This is a genomic window from Azohydromonas aeria (assembly GCF_009760915.1).
In the GTDB taxonomy this organism is placed as follows: domain Bacteria; phylum Pseudomonadota; class Gammaproteobacteria; order Burkholderiales; family Burkholderiaceae_C; genus Azohydromonas; species Azohydromonas aeria.
In genome coordinates this window covers 1-21,292 of the sequence record NZ_VIDQ01000088.1, presented here as the reverse complement: position 1 = coordinate 21,292, position 21,292 = coordinate 1, and the positions used below count along the sequence as shown (strand labels likewise).

Annotated in this window: 18 protein-coding genes and 2 riboswitches; of the genes, 8 read left to right on the top strand and 10 right to left on the bottom strand. The window is 75.0% G+C overall.

The window, feature by feature from the left end:
- Positions 1-13: 13 nt before the first annotated feature.
- Positions 14-2,194 carry a putative bifunctional diguanylate cyclase/phosphodiesterase gene (locus FJ694_RS31140; RefSeq protein WP_198321096.1) on the top strand — a complete coding sequence of 727 codons (2,181 nt, stop codon included), beginning with the start codon at positions 14-16 and terminating at the stop codon, positions 2,192-2,194.
- Here the strand turns inward: FJ694_RS31140 and FJ694_RS31135 are convergent.
- Genes FJ694_RS31135 through FJ694_RS31095 form a run of 9 tightly spaced genes read right to left on the bottom strand, consistent with a single transcriptional unit; the run spans position 2,178 to position 12,072 of the window.
- Complete coding sequence (locus FJ694_RS31135) at positions 2,178-2,753, bottom strand: histidine phosphatase family protein (RefSeq protein WP_157271418.1); 576 nt, start codon at positions 2,751-2,753, stop codon at positions 2,178-2,180. The two genes, FJ694_RS31140 and FJ694_RS31135, sit on opposite strands and share 17 nt — an antisense overlap.
- Positions 2,746-3,552: an adenosylcobinamide-GDP ribazoletransferase gene (cobS, locus tag FJ694_RS31130; RefSeq protein WP_198321095.1), complete on the bottom strand. Its 807-nt coding sequence runs from the start codon at positions 3,550-3,552 to the stop codon at positions 2,746-2,748. The genes FJ694_RS31135 and cobS overlap by 8 nt, the downstream gene beginning before the upstream one ends.
- 15 nt (positions 3,553-3,567) lie before the next feature.
- A complete protein-coding gene (cobT, locus tag FJ694_RS31125; protein WP_157271417.1) occupies positions 3,568-4,596 on the bottom strand; it encodes a nicotinate-nucleotide--dimethylbenzimidazole phosphoribosyltransferase in 1,029 nt (342 codons plus the stop codon).
- Entirely contained in the window at positions 4,593-5,702 is a 1,110-nt protein-coding gene (locus FJ694_RS31120; RefSeq protein WP_157271416.1) for a pyridoxal phosphate-dependent aminotransferase, read from the bottom strand. The genes cobT and FJ694_RS31120 overlap by 4 nt, the downstream gene beginning before the upstream one ends.
- A gap of 11 nt (positions 5,703-5,713) precedes the next feature.
- Positions 5,714-6,625 carry an adenosylcobinamide-phosphate synthase CbiB gene (gene cbiB, locus FJ694_RS31115; protein ID WP_157271415.1) on the bottom strand — a complete coding sequence of 304 codons (912 nt, stop codon included), beginning with the start codon at positions 6,623-6,625 and terminating at the stop codon, positions 5,714-5,716.
- A gap of 3 nt (positions 6,626-6,628) precedes the next feature.
- Positions 6,629-7,198 (bottom strand): cob(I)yrinic acid a,c-diamide adenosyltransferase, encoded by a 570-nt coding sequence (cobO, locus tag FJ694_RS31110; RefSeq protein WP_157271414.1) that lies wholly within the window; start codon positions 7,196-7,198, stop codon positions 6,629-6,631.
- A 13-nt stretch (positions 7,199-7,211) separates the two neighbouring features.
- Complete coding sequence (gene cobN / locus FJ694_RS31105) at positions 7,212-11,264, bottom strand: cobaltochelatase subunit CobN (RefSeq protein ID WP_157271413.1); 4,053 nt, start codon at positions 11,262-11,264, stop codon at positions 7,212-7,214.
- A complete protein-coding gene (locus FJ694_RS31100) occupies positions 11,261-11,611 on the bottom strand; it encodes a DUF2149 domain-containing protein (RefSeq protein ID WP_157271412.1) in 351 nt (116 codons plus the stop codon). Before FJ694_RS31100 ends, cobN begins: the two co-directional genes overlap by 4 nt.
- Positions 11,608-12,072, bottom strand: coding sequence for a hypothetical protein (locus tag FJ694_RS31095; protein ID WP_157271411.1), 465 nt, complete (start codon positions 12,070-12,072; stop codon positions 11,608-11,610). The genes FJ694_RS31100 and FJ694_RS31095 overlap by 4 nt, the downstream gene beginning before the upstream one ends.
- A gap of 132 nt (positions 12,073-12,204) precedes the next feature.
- Positions 12,205-12,446, bottom strand: a riboswitch (cobalamin riboswitch).
- Positions 12,447-12,531: 85 nt separating this feature from the next.
- Positions 12,532-12,797: riboswitch (cobalamin riboswitch) on the top strand.
- An 81-nt stretch (positions 12,798-12,878) separates the two neighbouring features.
- On the opposite strand from FJ694_RS31095, the gene FJ694_RS31090 reads away from it, so the two are divergent.
- The 7 genes from FJ694_RS31090 to FJ694_RS31060 all read left to right on the top strand — a co-directional run bounded on the left by FJ694_RS31090 (position 12,879) and on the right by FJ694_RS31060 (position 20,392).
- Positions 12,879-14,741: a TonB-dependent receptor domain-containing protein gene (locus FJ694_RS31090; RefSeq protein WP_157271410.1), complete on the top strand. Its 1,863-nt coding sequence runs from the start codon at positions 12,879-12,881 to the stop codon at positions 14,739-14,741.
- Between the two features lie 13 nt (positions 14,742-14,754).
- Positions 14,755-16,086 (top strand): cobyrinic acid a,c-diamide synthase CobB, encoded by a 1,332-nt coding sequence (locus FJ694_RS31085; protein WP_157271409.1) that lies wholly within the window; start codon positions 14,755-14,757, stop codon positions 16,084-16,086.
- A complete protein-coding gene (locus FJ694_RS31080) occupies positions 16,083-16,661 on the top strand; it encodes a bifunctional adenosylcobinamide kinase/adenosylcobinamide-phosphate guanylyltransferase (protein ID WP_157271408.1) in 579 nt (192 codons plus the stop codon). The genes FJ694_RS31085 and FJ694_RS31080 overlap by 4 nt, the downstream gene beginning before the upstream one ends.
- Positions 16,637-17,563 (top strand): ABC transporter substrate-binding protein, encoded by a 927-nt coding sequence (locus tag FJ694_RS31075; RefSeq protein ID WP_157271407.1) that lies wholly within the window; start codon positions 16,637-16,639, stop codon positions 17,561-17,563. The genes FJ694_RS31080 and FJ694_RS31075 overlap by 25 nt, the downstream gene beginning before the upstream one ends.
- Positions 17,564-17,566: 3 nt before the next feature.
- Positions 17,567-18,625, top strand: coding sequence for a FecCD family ABC transporter permease (locus FJ694_RS31070; protein ID WP_157271406.1), 1,059 nt, complete (start codon positions 17,567-17,569; stop codon positions 18,623-18,625).
- Positions 18,622-19,422, top strand: coding sequence for an ABC transporter ATP-binding protein (locus FJ694_RS31065; RefSeq protein WP_157271405.1), 801 nt, complete (start codon positions 18,622-18,624; stop codon positions 19,420-19,422). The genes FJ694_RS31070 and FJ694_RS31065 overlap by 4 nt, the downstream gene beginning before the upstream one ends.
- 190 nt (positions 19,423-19,612) lie before the next feature.
- Positions 19,613-20,392, top strand: coding sequence for a 5'-methylthioadenosine/adenosylhomocysteine nucleosidase (locus tag FJ694_RS31060; RefSeq protein WP_157271404.1), 780 nt, complete (start codon positions 19,613-19,615; stop codon positions 20,390-20,392).
- A 537-nt stretch (positions 20,393-20,929) separates the two neighbouring features.
- On the opposite strand, the gene FJ694_RS31055 is transcribed toward FJ694_RS31060, so the two are convergent.
- Positions 20,930-21,292: transposase (locus FJ694_RS31055; protein WP_157271403.1), on the bottom strand; the 363-nt coding region annotated here is incomplete at its 5' end.

Genomic DNA, 21,292 nt, shown 5'->3' with positions numbered 1-21,292 from the left:
CATGGAGAGGTCCATGGTCGTGAACCGCGGCGATGCCGAGCGCGAGGCGCCACTGGCGCTGGTCATCGATGACGACCCGACGATGCGGCTGATGCTGCAGGCCACGCTGCGGCGCATCGGGCTGCGCAGCGTGACCGTGGCCGACGCGCTGTCGGCGCTGCAGGCCTTCGACCGGCTCCAGCCCGACCTGGTGCTGCTCGACATCGGGCTGCCCGACATCGACGGCTTTGAGGCGTGCCGCCGGCTGCGCGCGCGCCCGCGCGGGCACGACACGCCGGTGCTGGTGCTCACCGGCCACGACGACGCCGCGTCGGTGGAGCGCGCCTTCGAGTCCGGCGCCACCGACTTCATCGCCAAGCCGATCAACTGGGAGATCCTGGCGCACCGCGTGCGCTACATCCTGCGCTCGGCCCATGCCTTCACCGAGGTGGCGCGCAGCCACGAGCGGCTGGCCGCGGCGCAGCGCGTGGCCGGCATCGGCAGCTGGGAGTGGAGCGTGGGCGCGGACCGGCTGGAGTGCTCGGCGCAGGCGCTGCGCATCATGGGCCTGCCCGAATACAGCCCGTCGGCGGATTTCGACGCCTTCTTCGCCCCCTGGCCGCTGCCGCAGCGCCGGCGGCTGCGTGCCTCGCTGGAGCAGGCCGCCGCCGCGGACGAGGCCATCGAGCTGGAGCAGGTGCTCGACGGCGCTGAGGGCGAGGCGCCCCCGCGCGTGCTGCAGCTGCGCGGGCAGGTGCGCGAGCACGACGGGGTGCGCGTGATCCACGGCACGGTGCAGGACATCACCGAGCGCCGCGCCGCCGAGGCGCGCATCCGCCACCTGGCCTACCACGACAGCCTCACCGGGCTGCCCAACCGCGCCTGGCTGCACGAGCGCATCGAATGGGCGCTGGCGCGCGCGCAGCGGCTGCAGCGCACGGTGGCGGTGCTGCTGCTGGACCTGGACAACTTCAAGCGCGTCAACGACACGCTGGGCCACTCGATGGGCGACCGGCTGCTGTGCGCCGTGTCGCAGCGGCTCAAGGCGCTGCTGCGCCGCAGCGACGCGCTGGCGCGCGTGCCGGCCGCCAGCGACGCCATGCAGCTCACGCGGCTGGGCGGCGACGAGTTCTGCATCGTCGCCGACGACGTGCCCGACGAGGCCTCGGTGCACCAGCTCGCCAACCGGGTGCTGGGCGCCTTTGCCGAGCCCTTCAGCTTCGACGACCAGCTCGCCGTGCTGGGCTCGAGCATCGGCGTGGCGCTGTACCCGCGCGACGGCTCGGACGCCGAGACGCTGATGAAGGCGGCCGACGTGGCCATGTACCACGCCAAGGGCGAAGGGCGGAACCGCTACAGCTTCCACAGCGCGGTGATGAACAACCGCAGCGCCGAGCTGTTCCGCATGGAGCCGGCGCTGCGCCAGGCGCTGGAGCGCGACGAGTTCGTGCTGCACTACCAGCCCATCGTGGACATGGACAGCGGCGCGCCGGTGGGGCTGGAGGCGCTGCTGCGCTGGCAGCATCCCGAGCACGGGCTGTTGCTGCCCGGGCGCTTCATCCAGCTCGCCGAGGAGACCGACCTGATCGTGCGCATCGGCGAGTGGGTGCTGCGCCACGCCTGCGCGCAGGGCGCGGCCTGGGCCGCGCAGAGCCTGGCCGCGCCGCCGGTGTCGGTCAACGTCTCCGGCGCGCAGTTCCGCCGCGCCAGCCTGGTGCCGCTGCTGGCCGAGGTGCTGGCCGCCACGGGCATCGACCCGGCGCAGCTCAAGCTGGAGATCACCGAGAGCGTGCTCATGCGCGACGTCGAGCTCGCGCAGCGCAACCTCACGCTGGTGCGGCAGATGGGCGTGCGGCTGTCCATCGACGACTTCGGCACGGGCTACTCCTCGCTGGCCTACCTGCGCGACTTCCCGGTGGACGAGCTCAAGCTCGACCGCTCGTTCGTGGTCGGCATCGCCGGTGATGCCCGCAACGCCGCCATCGCCTCGGCCGTGATCGCGCTTGGGCGCGAGCTCAAGCTGTCGGTGGTGGCCGAGGGCATCGAGCAGTCGGCGCAGGCCACGCAGCTGCGCTGCCTGGGCTGCCCCAAGGCGCAGGGTTTCTTCTTTCACGAGCCGATGCCGGCGGCCGAGGTGGAGGTGCTGCTGCGGCGGCGGCAGCAGCAGGCGCCGCCGCAGCAGCCGCTGACGCTGGACCCTAGCGTGGCGCCCTGAGCGCCGCGGCGGGCAACCGCCACAGGCTGCCGTGCCGGGGCGCCGCCGGCCACTCGGCCGCGCTGCGCGGCGGCGCGGCCCGGGTGCCCGCCCACTGCCGTGCCAGCATCCAGCCGCCGTGCGTCACCAGCAGCGCGGGCGCGGGCGCGGTCCAGGCCGCGGCGCGGGCGAGCATGCCGCGCAGCGACTCGCCGCCGCCGGGGCGCGCGTCGGCGAAGTCGGCGCACCAGGCCTCGACCGCGGCGTGCCCGACCTGCTCCCAGCGCAGGCCGTCCCAGGCGCCGAAATCCATCTCCATCAGCGCCGCGTCGGTGCGATGCCGCCAGCCCCAGCGCCGCAGCCAGCGCCCGACGTCGGCGCAGCGCCGCAGCGGCGAGGTGACGATCTCATGCGGCAGGCCGTGGCGGCGCGCGGCTTGGCGGATGCGGTGCGCCAGCCGCTTGGCCTTGCGCGCATCGACGCGCAGGTCCGTGCGGCCGATGCAGCGCCCGGCCGCGCCTTGCGCGCGCGGGTGGCGCCAGGCCCAGAGGTGGGCCGCATCGTCCCGGGGTTCAGCCATGGGCGCGTCCCGCCACCGCCACCCACGCCAGCAGCGCCGCCAGCTCGCCGAGCTGCTGCGCCGCCCCGAGCGTGTCGCCGGTGAAGCCGCCCAGGCGCCGGTGCAGCCAGCGCCGCATCCACAGCACCACGGCGGCGATGGCCGCCAGGGCCCAGGGCAGTGCCGCCGCGGCCGGCGCGCCGCCCAGCGCCAGCGCCGCGGCGCTCGCCAGCGCCACCCAGCCCAGCGCCACGGCCACGCCCGTGGCGCTCACCTGCAATGCCAGCGGCTTGGCCTTGGCGTGCTCCGGGTCGCCGCCGTAGGGCAGCAGCCGCATCAGCAGCACCGGCGCGCAGCGCGAGGCGCCATGGCCCCAGGCCAGCGCGACGGCGGCCAGCAGCGGCGAGCGCGCCACCAGCGCCGCCAGCGCCGCCGCCTTGAGTCCCAGCACCAGCAGCAGGCCGAGCGCGCCGTAGCTGCCCAGGCGCGAGTCCTTCATGATCTCCAGCGCCCGCGCGCGGCTCACCGCGCCGCCCAGGCCGTCGCAGGTGTCGGCCAGGCCGTCCTCGTGGAAGCCGCCGGTCAGCCACACCGTGGCCGCGATGCCCAGGCCCGCCGCGATGGCCGGCGGCCACAGCGCCGCCGCGCCCAGCAGCGCCGCCGCGCCGAAGGCGCCCACCACCAGCCCGACGGCCGGGAAATGCCGCGCGCAGTCCTGCAGCCAGGCCGGCTCGAAGCCCACGCGCGCCGGGATCGGCACGCGCGTGAAGAACTGCAGCGCGATCAGGAAGAGCCGCGCCTCGTGCGCCAGCGTCCGCATGTCCGCCGCGCCCGCTCAGGCCCGGCTCACGCCGGCCGACTCGAAGCTCGCCATCTCGTCGAGGATGCGGCACGCCGACTCCAGCAGCGGCCAGGCCAGCGCCGCCCCGGAGCCCTCGCCCAGGCGCAGGCCCAGGTCCAGCAGCGGCTCCACGCCCAGTTGCGCCAGCAACAGCGCGTGGCCGCCCTCCTGCGAGCGGTGCGCGAACACGCAGCGCTGCAGCACCGCCGGCTGCAGCGCGTGCGCCACCAGCACCGCGCTGGAGGCAATGAAGCCGTCCACCACCACCACGCGGCGCTCCACGGCGGCCTGCAGCACCGCGCCCACCAGCATCGCGATCTCGAAGCCGCCCAGCGCGGCCAGCGCCTGCAGCGGCTCGACCGCGCCGGCATGGCGCTCCAGCACGCCGGCCAGCACGCGCACCTTGTGCGCCAGGCGCGCGTCGTCCAGCCCGGTGCCGCGGCCGGTGCAGCGCTCGATGGGCAGCCCGGCCAGCCGTGCCAGCAGCAGCGCGGCGCTGGAGCTGTTGCCGATGCCCATCTCGCCCAGCAGCACGGCATTGCCCGGCAGGCCGCGCACCACCTCGCGCCCGGCCTCGACGGCGGCGGCGCACTGCCCGGCCGTCATGGCCGGCGCCTGCGACGCGTCGGCCGTGCCCGGCGCGACCTTGCGCAGCAGCAGCCCCGGCTGCGGCTCGAAGTCGCAGCGCACGCCCGCGTCCACCACCGTCAGCGACAGGCCGTGCTGGCGCGCCAGCACGCTCACGGCGGCGCCGCCGGCCAGGAAGTTCATGACCATCTGCCAGGTCACGTCGGAGGGGTAGGCCGACACGCCCTGCGCCGCCAGGCCGTGGTCGGCCGCGAACACCACCATCTGCGGCTGCTCCAGCCGCGGGCGCTCGCTGCCCAGCACCAGGCCGATCCGCAGCGCCAGCGCCTCCAGCCGGCCCAGCGCGCCCAGCGGCTTGGTCTTGTTGTCGATGCGCCGGCGCAGCGCGGCTTCCAGCGCGGGCTGGTGGAGGGTTTCAACGGTGGGGATGGTCATGATGGAAGGAAGGATGCAGATGAATTTTCGACGGAAGTGATGGCGGCATCCGCGGCTTGCCACGCGTCGAGCAACGCCTGCTGCGCCGGCGGTGGCTGCACGCTCAACCGGACCCAGCCGGGCAGGCCGAAGGAGGTGGCGTCGCGCAGCTTCACGCCCTGCGCACGCAGGGCGACCAGGCGCCGTGCCAGGCCGCCTTCGCAGGGCCGCGCCAGCCAGAACGGCGTGACCGAGGGCCGCTGCTCCCAGCCCAGCGCGCGCAGCGCCGCGCGCTGCTGGCGCTTCCAGGCGCGCAGCCGGCTGCACGTGGCGTGCACGCCGTGCTGCGTGGCCGGCAGCGTCCAGGCCTGCAGCAGCGCCACGCCCTCGGCCGACAGCACCCAGCTCGGCGCCAGCGCCTCCAGCCGCGGCGCGGGCAGCGCGTCGTCCCGTGCCGGCGCGACGGCCCAGCCCGCGCGCACGCCGGTGAGCCCGAGAGCCTTGTTGGGTGACCACAGCTGCCAGGCGCGATCGGCCAGCGCCGGCGGCACCGGGTCGCGGCCCTCCAGGCGCAGCGGCTCGTAGGCGCGGTCCAGCGCCAGCAGCGTCCCGCGCCCGGGCAGCGCGGCCAGCGCCTGCCAGAACGCCGCGGGCAGGCTCTCGCCGGTGGGGTTGCAGGGCTCGCACAGCCACACGAGCGAGGGCTCGCCGCCGCACGCGGCCAGCGCCCGCAGCAGCGCGCCGCCGTCGCCATACGCCCGCACTTCCAGGCCCAGCGCCTCGGCCGCGGCGCGGTAGTCGCCGTAGCCGGGCTGCGGCACCCACACCCGCGCGACGCCCCGCAGCCGCGCCGCCAGCGTCAGGCGCCGGATCGCCTCGCTGCCGCCGGCCGTGGGCAGCACGCGCTCGCTCGCCACGCCCAGCCACGCCCCCAGTTGCGCGCGCAACGCGGTGTAGCCGGGGTCGGGATAGCGGCGCCGGTCGGCCTGCTGCAGCGCGCGCCGCACCGGCTGCGGCGGCTCCAGCGGGCAGGCATTGGTGGAGAAGTCGAAGGCGACGGGCGGACCGGCGTCGGCGCCGCCGTGCTCGGCCAGCGCGCAGCCGGCCCACGGGCGCGGCAGGCTCATCCCGCCGCCGCTCACCGCAGGCTCCACAGCGCCAGGTCGGCCGCCGCGCACAGCACGGCGGCGAGCAGCGCCGCGCGGCCGCACCAGGCCAGCGCCCGGCGCAGGTCGGCGCCCTCGGGCACGCGAGCCGGCGCGTTGAGCGCGTACGCGCCGGGCTTGGTGAGCCGCACGCCCAGCAGCAGCGCCATCGCACCCATGGGCCAGCCGCCGTTGGGCGAGGGCGTGCGCCGCGCCTCGCGCGCCAGCCCCGCCGGCAGCCGCCCGGCGGCCAGCGCCAGCAGCAGCGCGGTCAGGCGCGCCGGCAGCCATGAGAGGAGGTCGTCGGCGCGCGCGGCCCACTTGCCGGCCCATTCCCAGGGCCCGCGGTAGCCCCACATCGCGTCGGCCGTGTTGGCGAAGCGGTACAGCGCCGCGCCGGGCAGTCCGGCCACGGCGAACCAGAACAGTGGCGCGACGACCGAGTCGTTGAGGTTCTCGGCCAGCGTCTCGACCGCCGCCTCGCGCACCTCGTGCGGCGACAGGCGCGCCGTGTCGCGGCTGACCAGGCGCTGCAGCTGTTGGCGGCCCGCGTCGAGAGAGCGCCCCAGCGCCGCCTCCACCGCCGCGACCTCGTCGCGCAGCATGCGCCACGCCAGCAGCGGCTTCAGCAGCAGCCCCAGCGCCAGCGCCGCGGCCCACCAGGGCAGCGACAGCACGAGCGCCCCCTGCAGCGCCCAGGCCAGCAGCACCACGGCATGGGCCCCGGCCAGCCAGGCCAGCGCGCCGCCGATGAAGGCCGCCCGCGGCGCCAGGCGCAGCAGCCGTGGGCCGATGGCGCCCAGGCAGCGGCCCATGCCCACGACCGGGTGCAGCCAGGGCGGCGGCTCGCCGAAGGCACGGTCCAGCGCCAGCGCCGCCGCGCAGGCCAGGGCGACGGTGGCCATGAATCAGTCCTCGATGCCGCGCTGCGCCGGCACGCCGGCCTTGAAGTGGTGTTTCACCAGCGCCATCTCGGTCACGGTGTCGGCCGCGTCGATCAGCTCCGGCGGCGCGCCGCGCCCGGTGAGCACCACGCTGACGTGCGACGGGCGCTCGCGCAGGGCCTTCAGGACCGTGTCCAGCGCCAGCCAGCCGTAGCGCAGCGGGTACATCACCTCGTCGAGCACGACCATGAAATGCTCGCCGGCGCGGATCATGGCCTCGGCCTTGTCCCAGCCCGCCCGCGCCAGCTCGGCCGAATGCTCCAGGTCGCGGCTCTTCCAGCTGAAGCCGTCGCCCAGGCCCTCGATCGGCAGGCCCAGCTGCTCGAAGGCGCGGTGCTCGCCGAAGCGCGCGCTGGGCACCTTCATGAACTGGAACACGTGCACGCGCTTGCCGCGCCCGTGCGCGCGCAGCGCCAGCCCGAAGGCGGCCGTGCTCTTGCCCTTGCCGTTGCCGGTGTGGACGATGACGAGGCCGCGGCGCTCGCCGTCGGGGCGCTCGTAGCGGGCGGCGGTAGGGGGAGTCTCGATCTGCATGGCGGGATGTCCTTCACACCGGCCGCGGGCCGGTACGGCTTGAGAGGTCGATGGGACGGCGCGCCTGCCAGGCCGCACCGCCCAGCATCAGCAGCGCCATGGCGATGAAAGCCAGCGCCTGCGACAGCAGCGGTTCGGCCGGCGGCGTCCTGGCCTCGGGCTGGCGGCGCAGCAGGATGCCCACGCGCGGCGGCGCCGCCTCCCGCGTGACCTGCGGTGCCGTTTGCGCAGCCGGGGCCGGTGGCGGCGCGGGCGCTGCGGCCGGCGCTGCCGGCAGCGGCTCGGGCTCCAGTTGCGACTGCACCCACTGCCGCACGCCGCGCAGCTCCGCGGCCAGCGCAGCGGCGCGCGTGAGATCGGCATAGAGCCGGGCCAGCGCCTGCCGCGTGGCGGCGTCGGGCTGCCAGTGGCCCAGGCGCTGCGCCTGGATCAGCCGCTCCAGCGCCTGCGCATAGGCCTCGGGATGCGAGCGCAGCCACTGCGGCAGGCCCAGCCGGTGCCGGTCCTGCACCAGCACCTCGTGCAGCGCCTGCCACTGGTCCGGGCGCACCGCCTGCGCGGCCGTGGCCTGCCAGCCCCACAGGAACTGCACCGCCTTGAGCACCTGCAGCGTGCCGGCGTAGCCCTCCTCGCGCTGTGCCTGCAGCCAGCCCGGGTGCAGATAGCGCGACTGCAGCTCCAGCGCCAGCGCGCTCGCGGCCCGCTCGGTGTGGCTCTCGCCCGAGTCCTGCAGCTGGCTCACGTACAGGTCCAGCGGCTGGGCCTTGCCGGCGGCGCGCGCCGCCGCGGCCAGGCCGCCCAGGTACTGGAACGGGTCGTCGGAGCTGGCCATGGCGTAGAGGTGCGAGCTGCGCGACATCAGCGCCGCGTCGGCCACGCGCAGGTGCGCGCCCAGCGCCTGCGCCGCGGCGGCATCGGGCACGTCCGCCAGCGCCTGCCCGTCCACGAAGGGCTGGCTCATGCGCCGCAGGAACAGCGCGCCCAGCCGCGCGTCCTCGCGCTGCAGCCCGTCGGCCTGCACCGCGTCGGAAATCCCGGTGCCGTAGTCGCCCGGCCGGTTGCCGAACACCCGCGCCCGTGCCAGCAGCGCCGCCTGCGGCGCGGGCAGCCCCGCGGCCTGCAGTTGTGCGCGCAGCCGCGCGTCGTGGCGCGCGATCGGGTTGTCGCCGCCCTCGGCCTCGCCGGCGGCCGCCACGGCGCGGTCCAGCAGCGCCATCAGCCCGGGGAACTGGTCGCGGTAGGAGCCGGTGACGCTGAGCAGCACGTCCACGCGCTCGCGGCCAAGCTCCGCGCGCGGGACGAGCTGCAGTTGCGCCGGCCGCCCGGCCTCGTCCCACACCGGCCGCACGCCCAGGGCCACCAGCGCCTGCGCCTCCATCACGCCCTGGTGGCGCAGCGTCTCGCCCGCCCACAGCGACAGCGCCAGCCGCGCCGGCGCCTGCTGCCCGTGCTCGCGGCGCCACTGCGCCAGCCAGCCGTCGAAGAGCCGCTGCGCGACCTCGTAGGCCTGGCGCGTGGGCAGCCGCGACGCGTCCAGCCCGGTGAGGTTGCGCCCCGTGGGCAGGCTCTCCGGGTTGCGCACCGGATCGCCGCCGTAGGCCGCGGGAATGAAGCGCCCGTCCAGCGCCGCCAGCAGTCCCGGCAGCTCGCCCTCGGCGGCCAGCAGCCGCTCCAGTGCCTGCGCGCGCCCGGCCAGCGCCAGCAATGCGGGCGTGTCGATGGGTTGGCGCGCGGCGCGGTTGGGCACCGGGCCCTCGGCTTCGGGCGGGCGCAGGTCGAGCCGGCTCGCGCCTTCGGCGTCGCGCAGCGCGACCTCCAGCCAGCGTCCGGGGCGCGAGCCGGCCACGGCGGCGTGGTCGATCAGGAAGACCTCGTCGATGTCCTCGCCCAGCGCCTCGATCAGCGGCTGGCGCAGCATCTGCAGCAGCTGCTGGCGCCGCGCGGCGGCATCGGGCACGCGCCCGAACACGGCCAGCCCGCGCGGCTGCGCGCTTTGCGCGAGCCGGTCCAGCCAGGGATGCAGCTGCTCCAGGAAGCCGGCGAAGTCCGCGGCGATGGCCTCGGCGCTCCAGCCCAGGTCGTGGTGCAGCCGGTGCTCGACGAAGCGCTCGACGAGCTCGCGCTCCAGCGCCTGGCGCGTGGGGCCGGCGTCGGCCGTTTCCCATTCGTGCATGAGCTCGTGCATGCGCGCCATGCGCGACTCGAAGCCGGCCGGCGCCAGCACCGGCGTGCGGTGGCTCACCATCAGCGCGCGGCCGCGGCGCTTGGCGGTGAGCGCCTCGCCCAGGTTGTCCACGATGTAGGGATAGACCACCGGCACGTCGCCCAGGGGCAGCAGCGCGTCGTCGAGCACGTCCAGCGCGCGCGCCTTGCCCGGGGCCCATTCCTGCGTGCCGTGGGTGCCGAAGTGGATCACCGCATCGGCCTGCCGGCGCGCCCACAGGTACACCGCCAGGTAGTGGTGCGCCAGTGCCCGCGCGCTGCGGTGCATGAACGCGTCCTGCCCCTGCCGCAGCGTCTCCTCGCGCGGCGGTTGCGGCAGCACCGACAGCGCACCGGCCTGCAGGCGCGGGATCACGAACACCCGCTGCCCGCGCCAGGCCACCACGTAGCGGCTGGCTTCGGGCGGCCCCCACTGCGCCTGGATGCGCTCGCGCTGCGCCGCCGGCAGCGCGCGCCACCAGGCCTCGTACTCGGCCAGCGGCAGCGCGTCGGCCTGGCCGCGCTCCAGCAGCCCGGCCAGGTCCGCGCCCTGGTAGTAGGCCGCCAGCAGCGGCTTCAGGCCGTCGATCCAGGCGGCTTCGGGCGTCGGCGTGACGGCGTAGCCGGCCTGCGCCAGGCCCGCGGACACCTGTTCCAGGCTGCGCGGCACGTTGAGGAAGGAGGCGCCGAAGTTCGTGCCGCCGGCCGGGTAGTTGTAGACGAAGGCCACCAGCCGCTTGGCGGCGTTGGGCTGGTCGCGCAGCGCGATCAGCCGCTTCGCCTTGGCGATGACGGCCAGCGCCTGTCGCTCGAGGAGCCGCGGCTGGCGCCCCTGGTCGGCGTGGGCGATGACGGGCAGGGGGTCGATGGCGCCGGCGGCCTCCGGCTGCGCCAGGTAGATCGGCACGTCGGCCGAGGCCAGCCCGGCGGCGTCGCGCTCCCAGGCCGCCTGGTCGCCGGCCCGGTACGGCAGCGTGGCCAGCACCGGCAGGTCCCAGCGCTGGAACAGCGGCTGCAGCGCCGCGGCCTGCGGCAGCAGCAGGTGCGTCACCAGCAGCCGCGGATGCGGCCGTGCCGGTTCGCCCGGCGGCGCGGGCAGCTCCAGCAGCGCGGCCAGCGCCGCGGCATCGAGCTGCGTGCCGAACACGGCGTAGGCGGCCAAGCCCTCGCGGGCGAAGGCCTTCAGCCAGGCGTCCAGCGCCTGCGTGGCGCCGTTGACGAAGCTCTGCCGATGCACCAGCACGGCCACGGGCGGACGGTCGCGCAGCGCCGGCTGCGTGGCCTGCCAGCGCGCGAAGGCCGCTGCATCGGCGAACAGGCCTGGCGCGTCCGGGTGGTACAGCGCGCGCGCCGGCCAGTGCGCGGGCGGCGGCAGCGCCGGGGCGGGGCGGCCGTCCACCAGCGCGCGCGCCAGCGCCAGGGCGTGGCGCAGGTTCGCCTCGCCGCCGGCGTCGAGGTAGGCGGCAATGCGTTCCTGCGGCGTGCCGTTGTCGGCGGCGACCGAGCCCGGCGTCGCCCAGGCGATGCGGCCCGCGCCGTGGCGCTCGGCGAAGGCCTGCAGCGGCGCGCCCAGCAGCCGCTGCAGGCGTTGCGCGACGCTGGCGTGGGGCGCATCCACCCAGGCCAGCGCGGCGCCGTCGAGCGCGGCCTGCACGGCCTCGCGCTGCGCGGGCGCGAGCGTGTCGGGGCCGCGCAGCGGCAGCTCCAGGTGCTGCAACTGAAAACCCGCCTCGGTGGCGAGCCGCTGCAGCAGCGCGGTGCGCGGCGCCGGCGTGACCTCGGCGGTGAGCCACAGCAGCCGCTCGCCGGCGGCATGGGCCAGCGCGCAGCTCAGCAGCAGGCAGGCGGCCAGCAGGCGGCTCATCGTGCAGGCTGCGCAGCGGCGCCCGCCGCCTCGGGCACGTAGACGATGGAGCCGTCCTTGAGCCGGTAGGCCACGCCCGCGCGCTCGCTGCCCTCGGCGGCGCCGGCGCTGCCGCTGCCCTTGAAGCGCACGGCCTGACCGTCGTCATGCACGACCAGCTCCATGTCGGCCTCGCCGGCCCGGGTCACCGGCGTGGCCTGCGCGGCGGACGAACGCGCGCCCTGCGCCGCCACGGCGGTGAGCAGCGCCACGACCAGCACCAGGAACACGTCCACCAGGTTGACGGCGGAGAGCATCGGGTCGTCGTCGTCCTCGCCCAGGAGGTCGGGCCCGCGCCCGGGCCTCATGCGGCCACGCCCCGGGCGCGGCGCTCGGCCACCAGCGCGGCCAGCAGCCAGCGCCGGCGCACGGAGTACACGGTGAGCCCGATGGCCGCGGCCGCCAGCGCCAGCACCACGCCGGCGAAGGCGCCGCTGAACACCTGCAGCGCCTGCTGCGCCTGCCCGGCGGCCACGCTCTGCAGGGCCGGGCCCAGCGGGATCATGGTGGCGATGAGGCCCAGCATCGGGCTGACGCGGCCCAGCAGCCGCACCGGCTCCAGCTGCCGGTGCACGGCCAGCTCCAGCTCCTCCAGCGTCAGCGCGGCGGCGCCGGCCAGCGCCGTGCGCCCGGGCCGGCGGCGGCGTTGCCACGCTTCCATCAGCGTGGCGCCGGCCACCCACAGCGCGTAGGCGAAGGCCAGCGCCACCAGCACCAGCACCGGCCAGAGCAGGGCCTGGGCCACCTGGGCGAAAACGGCCTCAAGCATGGCGGCCGCCCTCGCAACCACGGAAGGGGCAAGGACCGCGCCAAGGGCGCGGGCAGGAAGCAGGAGACATGGCAGGACACGGACTCGACGCCGGAGGCGGCCTCCCCGCAGCCTCCTGGCAACACGCCGCGCGCACGCGGCTCCCCGTTGGCCGGTATCCGGGCTGGCGGCGCTGTCCGGGGAACCCTTCCCGGAAGCCTGGCGGCTTCCAGTGGGCGAGGACCCGGATGGGGTTTCGACTCGAAACCCCGGCCGTTGACCGTTGCGGGGGCAGCCCAGGCTGGGGCGGCGCGCGTGGCGCGACGCCCTTCCTGGTTCCCGTTTAACCGGAGCGGCGGACGGCCGCCCCGAGCACCAACGCCGCGGATTCTAGCGGCGCGCAGCGCGCCTCCCGGGAAGTTGCGCCGGCAACGTCGTGGAAAAATTGAACCGGTTCAAGCCTGCCGCGGGCCCGGGGCCGCTATGATGTTCGCCGTTGGTGCTCGTCCCGGCCCTTTCCGGCCAGGACAGTTCAACGGGAATCAGGAAGGGCCCGACGACGCCGCCGTGCGTTGCGCCCTCAACCTGAGCTGCCCCCGCAACGGTAAGCGGACGGGAGCCCTTCGCGGCTCCCAATCCATGTCGAATCCACTGGGCTGTCGCCGCGATTGACGCGGCAGCCGCCTGGGAAGGGCACATGGGTCGTCTCCGCCAGCCCGGATACCGGCCAACGAGGTGACGCGCGGTGCCGTTGAGGCGCCGCGGCGTCGTGAGGCGCGCGGCTGCGGGGAAGCGGCCGGGCGCGAGTGTGCAGTGTCGAAGTTCCCATGTTCCCTTTCCGACCGAGCCCCGTGGCTCGCCTTGTCGCGCATGCCGTGGGCGTGCTCTCCCTCGTTCCGGCCGCCGCGCAGGCGCAGGACGCGCAGCTGGCCCTGGCCGCGGCGCAGCCGCTGGAGGCCGTGGTCGTCAGCGCCACTCGCAGCCCGCAGCCGCGCGCCGACGCGTTGGCCGACGTGTCCGTGATCGGCCGCGACGACATCGAGCGCGCCGGCGTGTTCGCCATCGCCGACCTGCTGGCGCGGCAGCCCGGCGTCGAGATCGCCCGCAGCGGCGGCCTGGCCGGCACCACCAGCGTGTTCATCCGCGGCAGCGAGAACCGGCACGTCGCGCTCTACATCGACGGCGTGCGCGTCGATTCCCAGTCCACCGGCGGCCCGCAGTGGGAGCAGGTGCCCATCGAGCAGATCGAGCGCGTCGAGGTGCTGCGCGGCCCCGGCGCCGCGGTGTACGGCTCCGACGCCATCGGCGGCGTGGTGCAGCTGTTCACCAAGCGCGGCGCCGGCCCGGCGCGGCTTTCCGCCGGCGTGAGCGTGGGCAGCCACGACACGCGCCAGGTCCGCGCCGGCCTGAGCGGCGCGGAGGGCGCCTTCGACTACGCGCTCTCCGCCGCCCAGGGCTGGAGCAACGGCTTCAACGCCCGCACCACGGCCACGGCCAACCCCGACGACGACGGCTGGCAGCGCGGCGCGGTGCAGGCGCGCGTGGGTTTCCAGGTCACGCCCGGACACCGGCTGCACGCCTCGCTGCTGGGCACGCACCTGCGCTCGCAGTACGACAGCAGCCGCACCGCCGACGACGTGTCGCGCCACACGCTGCGCACCGCCGCGCTGGGCTGGCAGGGGCGCTGGTCCGAGGCCTCGCAGAGCCGGTTCCAGCTGAGCGAGTCGCGCACGACCTACGAGACGCGGCCCTCCTACTACCGCACCGAGACCACGCTGCGCGACTACTTGCTGCAGCACGAGGAGAGGCTGGGCACGCAGACGGTGTCGGCGGCGCTGGAGCGGCGCGAGGACGAGCTGCTGAATCCGGCTACCGCCTTCGCCGCCACGCTGCGGGGCCAGCGCGCGCAGAACGCGCTGACGCTGGGCTGGCGCGGCGACTTCGGCGCCCACGCGCTGCAGGTTCATGCCCGGCATGACGACGACAGCGAGTTCGGCGGCAAGAACACCGGCAGCGTGGCCTGGGGCTGGCGCTTCGCGCCGCAGTGGCGCGTCACGGCTTCGGCCGGCACCTCCTTCCGCGCGCCCACGCTGTACCAGCGCTTCAGCGAGTACGGCGTGGCCTCGCTGCAGCCCGAGACCGGGCGCAACGTCGAGGCCGGGCTGCGCTGGGCCCAGGGCGGCAGCGAGGTCGGCGCCACCGCCTGGCGCAACCGGGTGCGCAACCTCATCAACTTCGGCGGCCCGGGCACCTGCCGCTCCAGCTTCGGCTGCTACGCCAACGCCAGCCGTGCCGAGCTCGAAGGCGTGACGCTGGACGGCCGCACCCGTGTCGCGGGCGTGAGCCTGCGCGCCTCGCTGGATTGGCACGACCCGCGCAACAGCCTCACCGACAAGCTGCTGCCGCGCCGCGCCCAGCGCCTGGCCACGCTGGGCGCCGACACCGACTGGGCCGGCTGGAGCCTGGGCGCCGAGGTGCAGGCCGCCAGCGCGCGCTTCGACGACGCGGCCAACCTGAACCGCCTGGGCGGCTACGGGCTGCTCAACCTGGTGGCCGGCCGCACGCTGGCGCCGGGGCTGGAGCTGCAGGCGCGCGTGGACAACGTGGCCGACAAGGACTACGCCACCGCGCGCACCTACGCCACGGCCGGCCGCACGCTGCTGCTGGCGCTGCGCTGGACGCAGCAGTAAGGACGCCGCCGCGATGGCTGTCGTGAACGCATCGCCTGCGGCCGTGCTGGTGGCCGCCCCGGCCTCCGGCCAGGGCAAGACCACCGTCGCCGCCGCGCTGGCGCGGCTGCATGCCCGCGCCGGCGCGCGGGTGCGCGCCTTCAAGTGCGGCCCGGACTTCCTGGACCCGCAATGGCTGGCCCTGGCCAGCGGCGCGCCGGTGGACTCGCTGGACCTGTGGATCAACGGCGAGGCCGACTGCGCGCGGCGCCTGGCCGCCGCGGCGCGCGAGGCGGACCTGGTCGTCGTCGAGGGCGTGATGGGCCTGTTCGACGGCCAGCCCAGCGCCGCCGACCTGGCGCGGCGCTTCGGCATCCCGGTGCTGGCCGTGATCGACGCCGGCGCCATGGCCGGCACCTTCGGCGCGCTGGCGCACGGGCTGCGCACCTGGCGCCCTGGGCTGCCCTGGGCCGGGGTGCTGGCCAACCGCGTCGCGGGCGAGCGCCATGCCGCGATGCTGCGCGAGGCGCTGGACGCCGACGGCGGCTGGCTCGGCCACCTGGAGCGCAACCCGGCGCTGGCGCTGCCCGAGCGCCACCTGGGCCTGGCGCAGGCCGCGGAGCTGCCGGACGCGCTGGCGCGGCTGGATGCGGCGGCCGACGCGCTGGCGGCCACGCCGCTGGGGCAGCGCGCCCTGGCGGACTGGCCGCGCTGGGACGCGCCCGCCACCGGACCGGCACCCGCCGCCGCGCCGCTGCTGGCCGGGCGCCGCATCGCCGTGGCGCGTGACGCCGCCTTCGCCTTCCTGTACCCGGCCAACCTGGCGCAGCTGCGGGCCCTGGGGGCCGAAGTGGTCTTCTTCTCGCCGCTGGCCGGCGACGCGCTGCCGGACTGCGACGCGCTGTGGCTGCCCGGCGGCTACCCGGAGCTGCACGCCGCGGCGCTGGCCGCGCGCGTGGACCTGGCGGCGCAGTTGCGCGCGCACCTCGACGCCGGCCGGCCGCTGTGGGCCGAGTGCGGCGGGATGATGGCGCTGGCCGACACCCTGGTCGACGGGCAGGGGCGCGCCCACGCGCTGTGGGGCCTGCTGCCCGGCACGGTGCGGCTGGGCCGGCGCCTGGCCGCGCTGGGCCCGCACCGGCTGCGCCTGGGCGACGCCGAGCTGCGCGGCCACAGCTTCCACTGGTCGCGTTTCGAGACCCTGCTGGTGCCCGCCTTCGACACCGAGCCCGCGCGCGGCGCGGCGGCCGGCGCGGGCGAGCCGGTGTTCCAGGAAGGCAGCCTGCGCGCGAGCTGGTTCCATCCCTGGTTCCCTTCCGCGCCGGCCCTGGCCGCGCGCCTGTTCAGCCCGGAGCCGCTGGCATGAACCCATCCGAATCTCCTCGCCATGAACTGATCCTGGGCGGCGCGAAGAGCGGCAAGTCGCGCACGGCGGAGCTGCGTGCCAAGGCCTGGCTGGAGGCCGCCCCCGGTCGCAGCGCGACCTTGATCGCCACCGCGCTGCCGGGCGACGCCGAGATGGCTCAGCGCATCCGCCGCCACCAGGTCGACCGCGCCGCGCGCGTGCCGGCGCTGGAAACCGTGGAGGCGCCGCTGGAGCTGCCCGGCGTGCTGCGCGCGCTGGCGCAACCCGGCCATCTGCTGGTGGTGGACTGCCTGACGCTGTGGCTCACGCAATGCCTGTGGCCGCCCGGCGCGCAACAGCCGGATTCCACCGGCTGGCCGGCGCGCGAGGCGGCGCTGCTCGCCGCGCTGCGCGACAGCGCCTCGCCGGTGGTGCTGGTGTCCAACGAGATCAGCCTGGGCGGCATGCCGATGTCGCGCGAGGCGCGCGTCTGCGTCGACACGCTGGGCCTGCTGCACCAGCGCGTGGCGGCGCTGTGCGCGCGCGTGACGCTGATGGTGGCGGGCTGCGAATGGAAGGTGAAGGAGGCGCCGTGAGGTTGCGTTTGCATCGGCGTGCGGCGCTGGCCGCGCTGGCGGCGCTGGGTGGGGCCCTCGGACTGGCGGCGGCGCCGGCCGCCGCGCAGCCCGCGTCCATCGCCGTGCGCGACGACCGCGGCGTGGAGCACCGCTTCGATCAGCCGCCGCGGCGCATCGTCACGCTGCTGCCCTCGCTGACCGAAAGCGTCTGGGCCCTGGGCGGCGGCCCGAAGCTCGTGGGCGTGGACCGCTACTCCAACTGGCCGGCGGCGCTGTCCGCGCTGCCGCGCCTGGGCGGGCTGGAGGACGCGCGGATCGAGGCCATTGCCGCCCTCAAACCCGACGTGGTGCTGGCCTCGACGTCGGCGCGCTCGCTGGACCGGCTGGAGGCGCTGGGGCTGCGCGTGCTGCGCCTGAAATCCGAGACGCATGCCGACGTGCGCCGCACGCTGGGCCTGCTGGCGCAACTGCTGGGCACGCCGGACGAGGGCGAGCGGCTGTGGTCGAAGCTGGAGCGCGAGATGGACCTCGCGGCGCGGCGCGTGCCGGTGCCGCTGGCCGGGCAGCGCGTGTACTTCGAGATCGGCGGCGGGCCGTATGCGGCGGGAACGAGCTCCTTCATCGGGCAGACGCTGGCGCGGCTGGGGCTGCGCAACGTCGTGCCGGCGGAGCTGGGGCCGTTTCCGAAGCTGAACCCGGAGTTCGTGGTGCGGGCGCAGCCTGACATCGTCATGGGTGTGCAGCGCGAGCAGGCCGGCATGGCGCAGCGTCCGGGCTGGGGCGCGCTGGCGGCGATCCGCGACGGCCGGCGTTGCGGTTTCGAGACGCCGCAATACGAGATGCTGATCCGCCCGGGCCCGCGCCTGGGCGAGGCCGCCGGGCTGATCGCCGACTGCCTGGTGCGCCTGGGCGGGAAGTAGGGCATGGCCGTCTCCACGTTGTTCACCGCCGGCACGCGTGCGGTGCCGGACGCCGACGCGCGCCGGCGCCGCCGCCTGGGCTGGACGCTGGTGCTGCTGGCCGTGCTCGGCCTGGCGGCGGGACTGATGACGGGCGTGGCCGGCTTCTCGCCGGCCGCGTTCTTGAGCGATCTGCAGGGCGGGCAGGCGGGGCTGATCCTGGGCGAGATCCGTTTCCCGCGCACCGCGGGCGCGGCACTGGTGGGCGCGCTGCTGGGCCTGACCGGTGCCATCGCGCAGGGCCTGTTCCGCAACCCGCTGGCCGACCCGTACCTGCTGGGCTCCGCCGCCGGCGCCGGGCTGGCCGTGGTGGCGGTGCTGGCGGGCGCGGCGCTGGGCGGCGCCTACGTAAGCCTGGCCACCGTGGCGTGGCTGGAGCGGGTGGGGCTGGTGCTGGCGGCCTTCTGCGGGGCGCTCGCGGGCGTGCTGCTGACGCTGTCGCTGGCGCGCGGCGCGGTGCACACCACGCGGCTGCTGCTGGCCGGCGTGGTGGTGGCGGTGCTGCTGGGCGCGGCCAGCGACCTGTTGACCACGCTCAGCCCGGACGCGCTGCGCGGCAAGCAGGCCTTCATGCTGGGCAGCACCAGCTTCATCGGCACCTCCGCGCTGGGCCTGCTCGGCGGCGGGTTGATGTTGTGCCTGGCGGCGGCATTGCGGCTGGCGCGGGCGCTGGACGCGCTGACGCTGGGCGAGGACAGCGCCGCGAGCCTCGGGCTCGATCTGTCCCGCCTGCGCCTGGCGCTGGTGCTGCTGATGAGCATGGGCACGGCGCTGGCGGTGTCGCAGGCCGGGCTGGTGGCCTTCGTCGGGCTGGTGGCGCCGCACCTGGTGCGGCGGCATGCGCCGGGCGCGCACGGCTGGCTGCTGGGTGCCAGCGCCGGCATGGGCGCGGTGCTGCTGCTGGGCGCCGACGTGCTGTCGCGCGCCGTGATCGCGCCGCAGGAGCTGCCCGTGGGCGTGGTCACCGCCGTGCTGGGCGGGCTGTACCTGTTCGTGCTGCTGCGCCGGAGGGGGCTGTCGTGACCGCGGCGCGGTTGCAGGCGCGTGGCCTGTCGGTGCGGTTGGGGAATCGGCTGGCGCTGGACGGGGTGGACCTGGACATCGGTGCCGGCTGGACCGCCATCGTCGGGCCGAACGGCGCGGGTAAATCCACGCTGCTGCGCGCGCTGGCCGGGCTGCAGGGGCCGGCCGCGGGCGAGGTGCGGCTGAACGGGCGCCCGGTGCAGCGGCTGCGCGCGGCCGAGCGTGCGCGCGAGATCGCCTGGCTGGCGCAGCAGGGAGAAATCACCGGCGAGCTGACGGTGCGCGAGACGGTGGCGCTGGGCCGCATCGCGCGGCTGGGCCTGATGGGCACGCCAGGGCCGGCCGATGCCGCGGCCGTGGCGCGGGCCATGGCGCTGACGCAGTGCGAGGCGTGGGTTTCGCGGCGGCTGGTGGCGCTGTCCGGCGGCGAGCGCCAGCGCGTGCTGCTGGCGCGGGCCCTGGCCACCGAGGCGCCGCTGCTGCTGCTCGACGAGCCCACGACGCACCTGGACCCGCCGCACCAGGTGGCGCTGGCGCGGCTGTTCGCGCAGCTGGCGCGTGACGCCGCGCAGCCGCGCGCGGTGGTGACGGTGCTGCACGACTTGCCCATCGCGCTGCGCGCGGACCGGGTGGTGGTGATGGCCGCCGGGCGCGTCGTGGCGGCGGGGGCGCCGGGGGAGGCCGGGATCCGGCGGGCGCTGGAGGAAGTGTTCCAGGGCGCCATTCGCATCGAGGCCGGCGGCGGGGGCGGGGTGCGGGTGGAGCTGGCGCTGGACGACGTATTCCGTTCGTCCTGATGCTTCGATACCTCAGCACAGGGCACGCCCTGCGTGCGCGTCGAAGGATGAACGGCCTGCGCCACGGTGCCGCCATCGCAGCCTGGTGTGACCGCGTGCGTCGCTGATACTCCTGCCCGGCGCCGGCCGTCGCAGCCGGGGAAACAGGAACGTCGGGAATGCGGGAGCCGCCCGCGAAAGGATTGAAGCCATGAGCCGTCTGGCCATCGTGAGTGCCATGGACCAGGAGCTGCGCGGCCTGCAGGCCGAGTTGCCGGATGCGCAGTGCATCAAGCGCGCGGGGCGCGAGTTCTGGGTCGGCCACCTGCACGGGCAGGAAGTCGTGCTGGTGCGCTCATTGATCGGCAAGGTGGCGGCGGCAACCACCGCGGCGGTGCTGCTGGAGCATTTCCAGGTCGGCGCGCTGATCTTCACCGGCGTGGCCGGGGGCTTGGGGCAGGACGTGCGCATCGGCGACATCGTGGTGGCCGATGCGCTGCTGCAGCACGACATGGACGCCTCGCCGATCTTTCCGCGCTTCGAGGTGCCGCTGTACGGCCAGAGCCGCTTCGGCACCGACGCGCTGCTGTCGCGCCGGCTGGAGATTGCCTGCGCGCGCGTGCTGGCCGACGTGGCGGCGGACCGCTGTGCCGAGCTGTCGCGGGCGCAACTGCAGGGCTGCGGCGTGGCGCATGCGCCGCGGGTGCACCGCGGCCTGATCGTCAGCGGCGACCGCTTCGTCAGCAGCGCGCCGGAGGCCGCGGCGCTGCGGCGGGACCACGCCGACGCGCAGGCGGTGGAAATGGAAGGCGCCGCGCTGGCGCAGGTCTGCCACGACTTCAACGTGCCCTGCGCCGTGATGCGCACCATTTCCGACCGGGCCGACGACACGGCGCACGTGGATTTCAACCGGTTCATCGAGGACGTGGCGAGCCGGTACACGCATGCGGCGGTGGTGGCGATGCTGGGGGCGGGGAGGGGCGGGAATTGATGAATTGCCGGTAGCCCGTTGGCACGGGCGGTCCGTGCGCTGCATCGTCATTCCCGCGAAGGCGGGAATCCAGGCGGCCCCCAAGTCAGCCGTGTTGCTAGCGTGTTGCTAGGGTCACCCATTAGCCGTCTCCGTCAATAGGGGTGAGCGCATCCCCGCGCCACCCCGCGCGTCTTTACCAACATCTCCGTCCTGCAAGTTCGCCACACACTTGGTTCTCAGTTCATGGTTACGCACGCGGCGCACCAGTCACCCATCAGGATCAAGACCTTGGCAACTCGCGCTGCCAGGCCCCTGGCTGCATTCGCAGCCCCAGAAAACCTTCTGTTCCTCACCGTGTCCAAACAGGCAGCTGAAATTTCAGCCGCACAGGTCCATGGCTTCACCCAAAAGTGATCCAACCCCAAGTGGCTCGCGGTGCAGGCGCAGCAAACCTCTGTAATCGGGCGGGATCAACGACGGCGTGCAATCAGGTCTGATGGTTCTTCCAACCCCATGGCAATACTGCTGCCGTTGTTCCATTGAATCAGTTGCTTGCTATCCAAATGCCTTTCCCGCATCGAATGAGGAGCCACTCTTCATCACGTGAAAGCAAGCCCTGGCAAGCTTGTGTGCCACTGCCTTGATAGCCACCACGGGCAAGGTTTTAGCGCACTTCTTCTGATACCAGCGCTTGATGGTGGCGTCGTAGCGGATGGCAAAATGTGCCGCCTCAACGAATGCCCAAGCCAAATGCTTGTTGCCGCACTTTGCGTTGCCTGAACCCTTTTTCTTGCCATTTGATTCTCGCCGACTGTCCACCGTGCGAGCATAAGAAGCAAAGTCGCCAGGCGTTTCAAATCGCTCAATACTGCCCGTTTCGTAGGCAATGGTCATTGCAAGCACTTCGCCAATACCGCT

Coding starts and splice junctions, on each gene's coding strand:
- cobT (WP_157271417.1), bottom strand. CDS start 4,596: ATGACCATCCCCACCGTTGAAACCCTCCACCAGCCCGCGCTGGAAGCC.
- FJ694_RS31100 (WP_157271412.1), bottom strand. CDS start 11,611: ATGAGGCCCGGGCGCGGGCCCGACCTCCTGGGCGAGGACGACGACGAC.
- FJ694_RS31140 (WP_198321096.1), top strand. CDS start 14: ATGGTCGTGAACCGCGGCGATGCCGAGCGCGAGGCGCCACTGGCGCTG.
- FJ694_RS31120 (WP_157271416.1), bottom strand. CDS start 5,702: ATGAGCCTGCCGCGCCCGTGGGCCGGCTGCGCGCTGGCCGAGCACGGC.
- FJ694_RS31095 (WP_157271411.1), bottom strand. CDS start 12,072: ATGCTTGAGGCCGTTTTCGCCCAGGTGGCCCAGGCCCTGCTCTGGCCG.
- cbiB (WP_157271415.1), bottom strand. CDS start 6,625: ATGGCCACCGTCGCCCTGGCCTGCGCGGCGGCGCTGGCGCTGGACCGT.
- FJ694_RS31080 (WP_157271408.1), top strand. CDS start 16,083: ATGAACCCATCCGAATCTCCTCGCCATGAACTGATCCTGGGCGGCGCG.
- FJ694_RS31075 (WP_157271407.1), top strand. CDS start 16,637: ATGGAAGGTGAAGGAGGCGCCGTGAGGTTGCGTTTGCATCGGCGTGCG.
- FJ694_RS31135 (WP_157271418.1), bottom strand. CDS start 2,753: ATGGCTGAACCCCGGGACGATGCGGCCCACCTCTGGGCCTGGCGCCAC.
- cobO (WP_157271414.1), bottom strand. CDS start 7,198: ATGCAGATCGAGACTCCCCCTACCGCCGCCCGCTACGAGCGCCCCGAC.
- cobS (WP_198321095.1), bottom strand. CDS start 3,552: ATGCGGACGCTGGCGCACGAGGCGCGGCTCTTCCTGATCGCGCTGCAG.
- FJ694_RS31060 (WP_157271404.1), top strand. CDS start 19,613: ATGAGCCGTCTGGCCATCGTGAGTGCCATGGACCAGGAGCTGCGCGGC.
- FJ694_RS31085 (WP_157271409.1), top strand. CDS start 14,755: ATGGCTGTCGTGAACGCATCGCCTGCGGCCGTGCTGGTGGCCGCCCCG.
- FJ694_RS31090 (WP_157271410.1), top strand. CDS start 12,879: ATGTTCCCTTTCCGACCGAGCCCCGTGGCTCGCCTTGTCGCGCATGCC.
- cobN (WP_157271413.1), bottom strand. CDS start 11,264: ATGAGCCGCCTGCTGGCCGCCTGCCTGCTGCTGAGCTGCGCGCTGGCC.
- FJ694_RS31070 (WP_157271406.1), top strand. CDS start 17,567: ATGGCCGTCTCCACGTTGTTCACCGCCGGCACGCGTGCGGTGCCGGAC.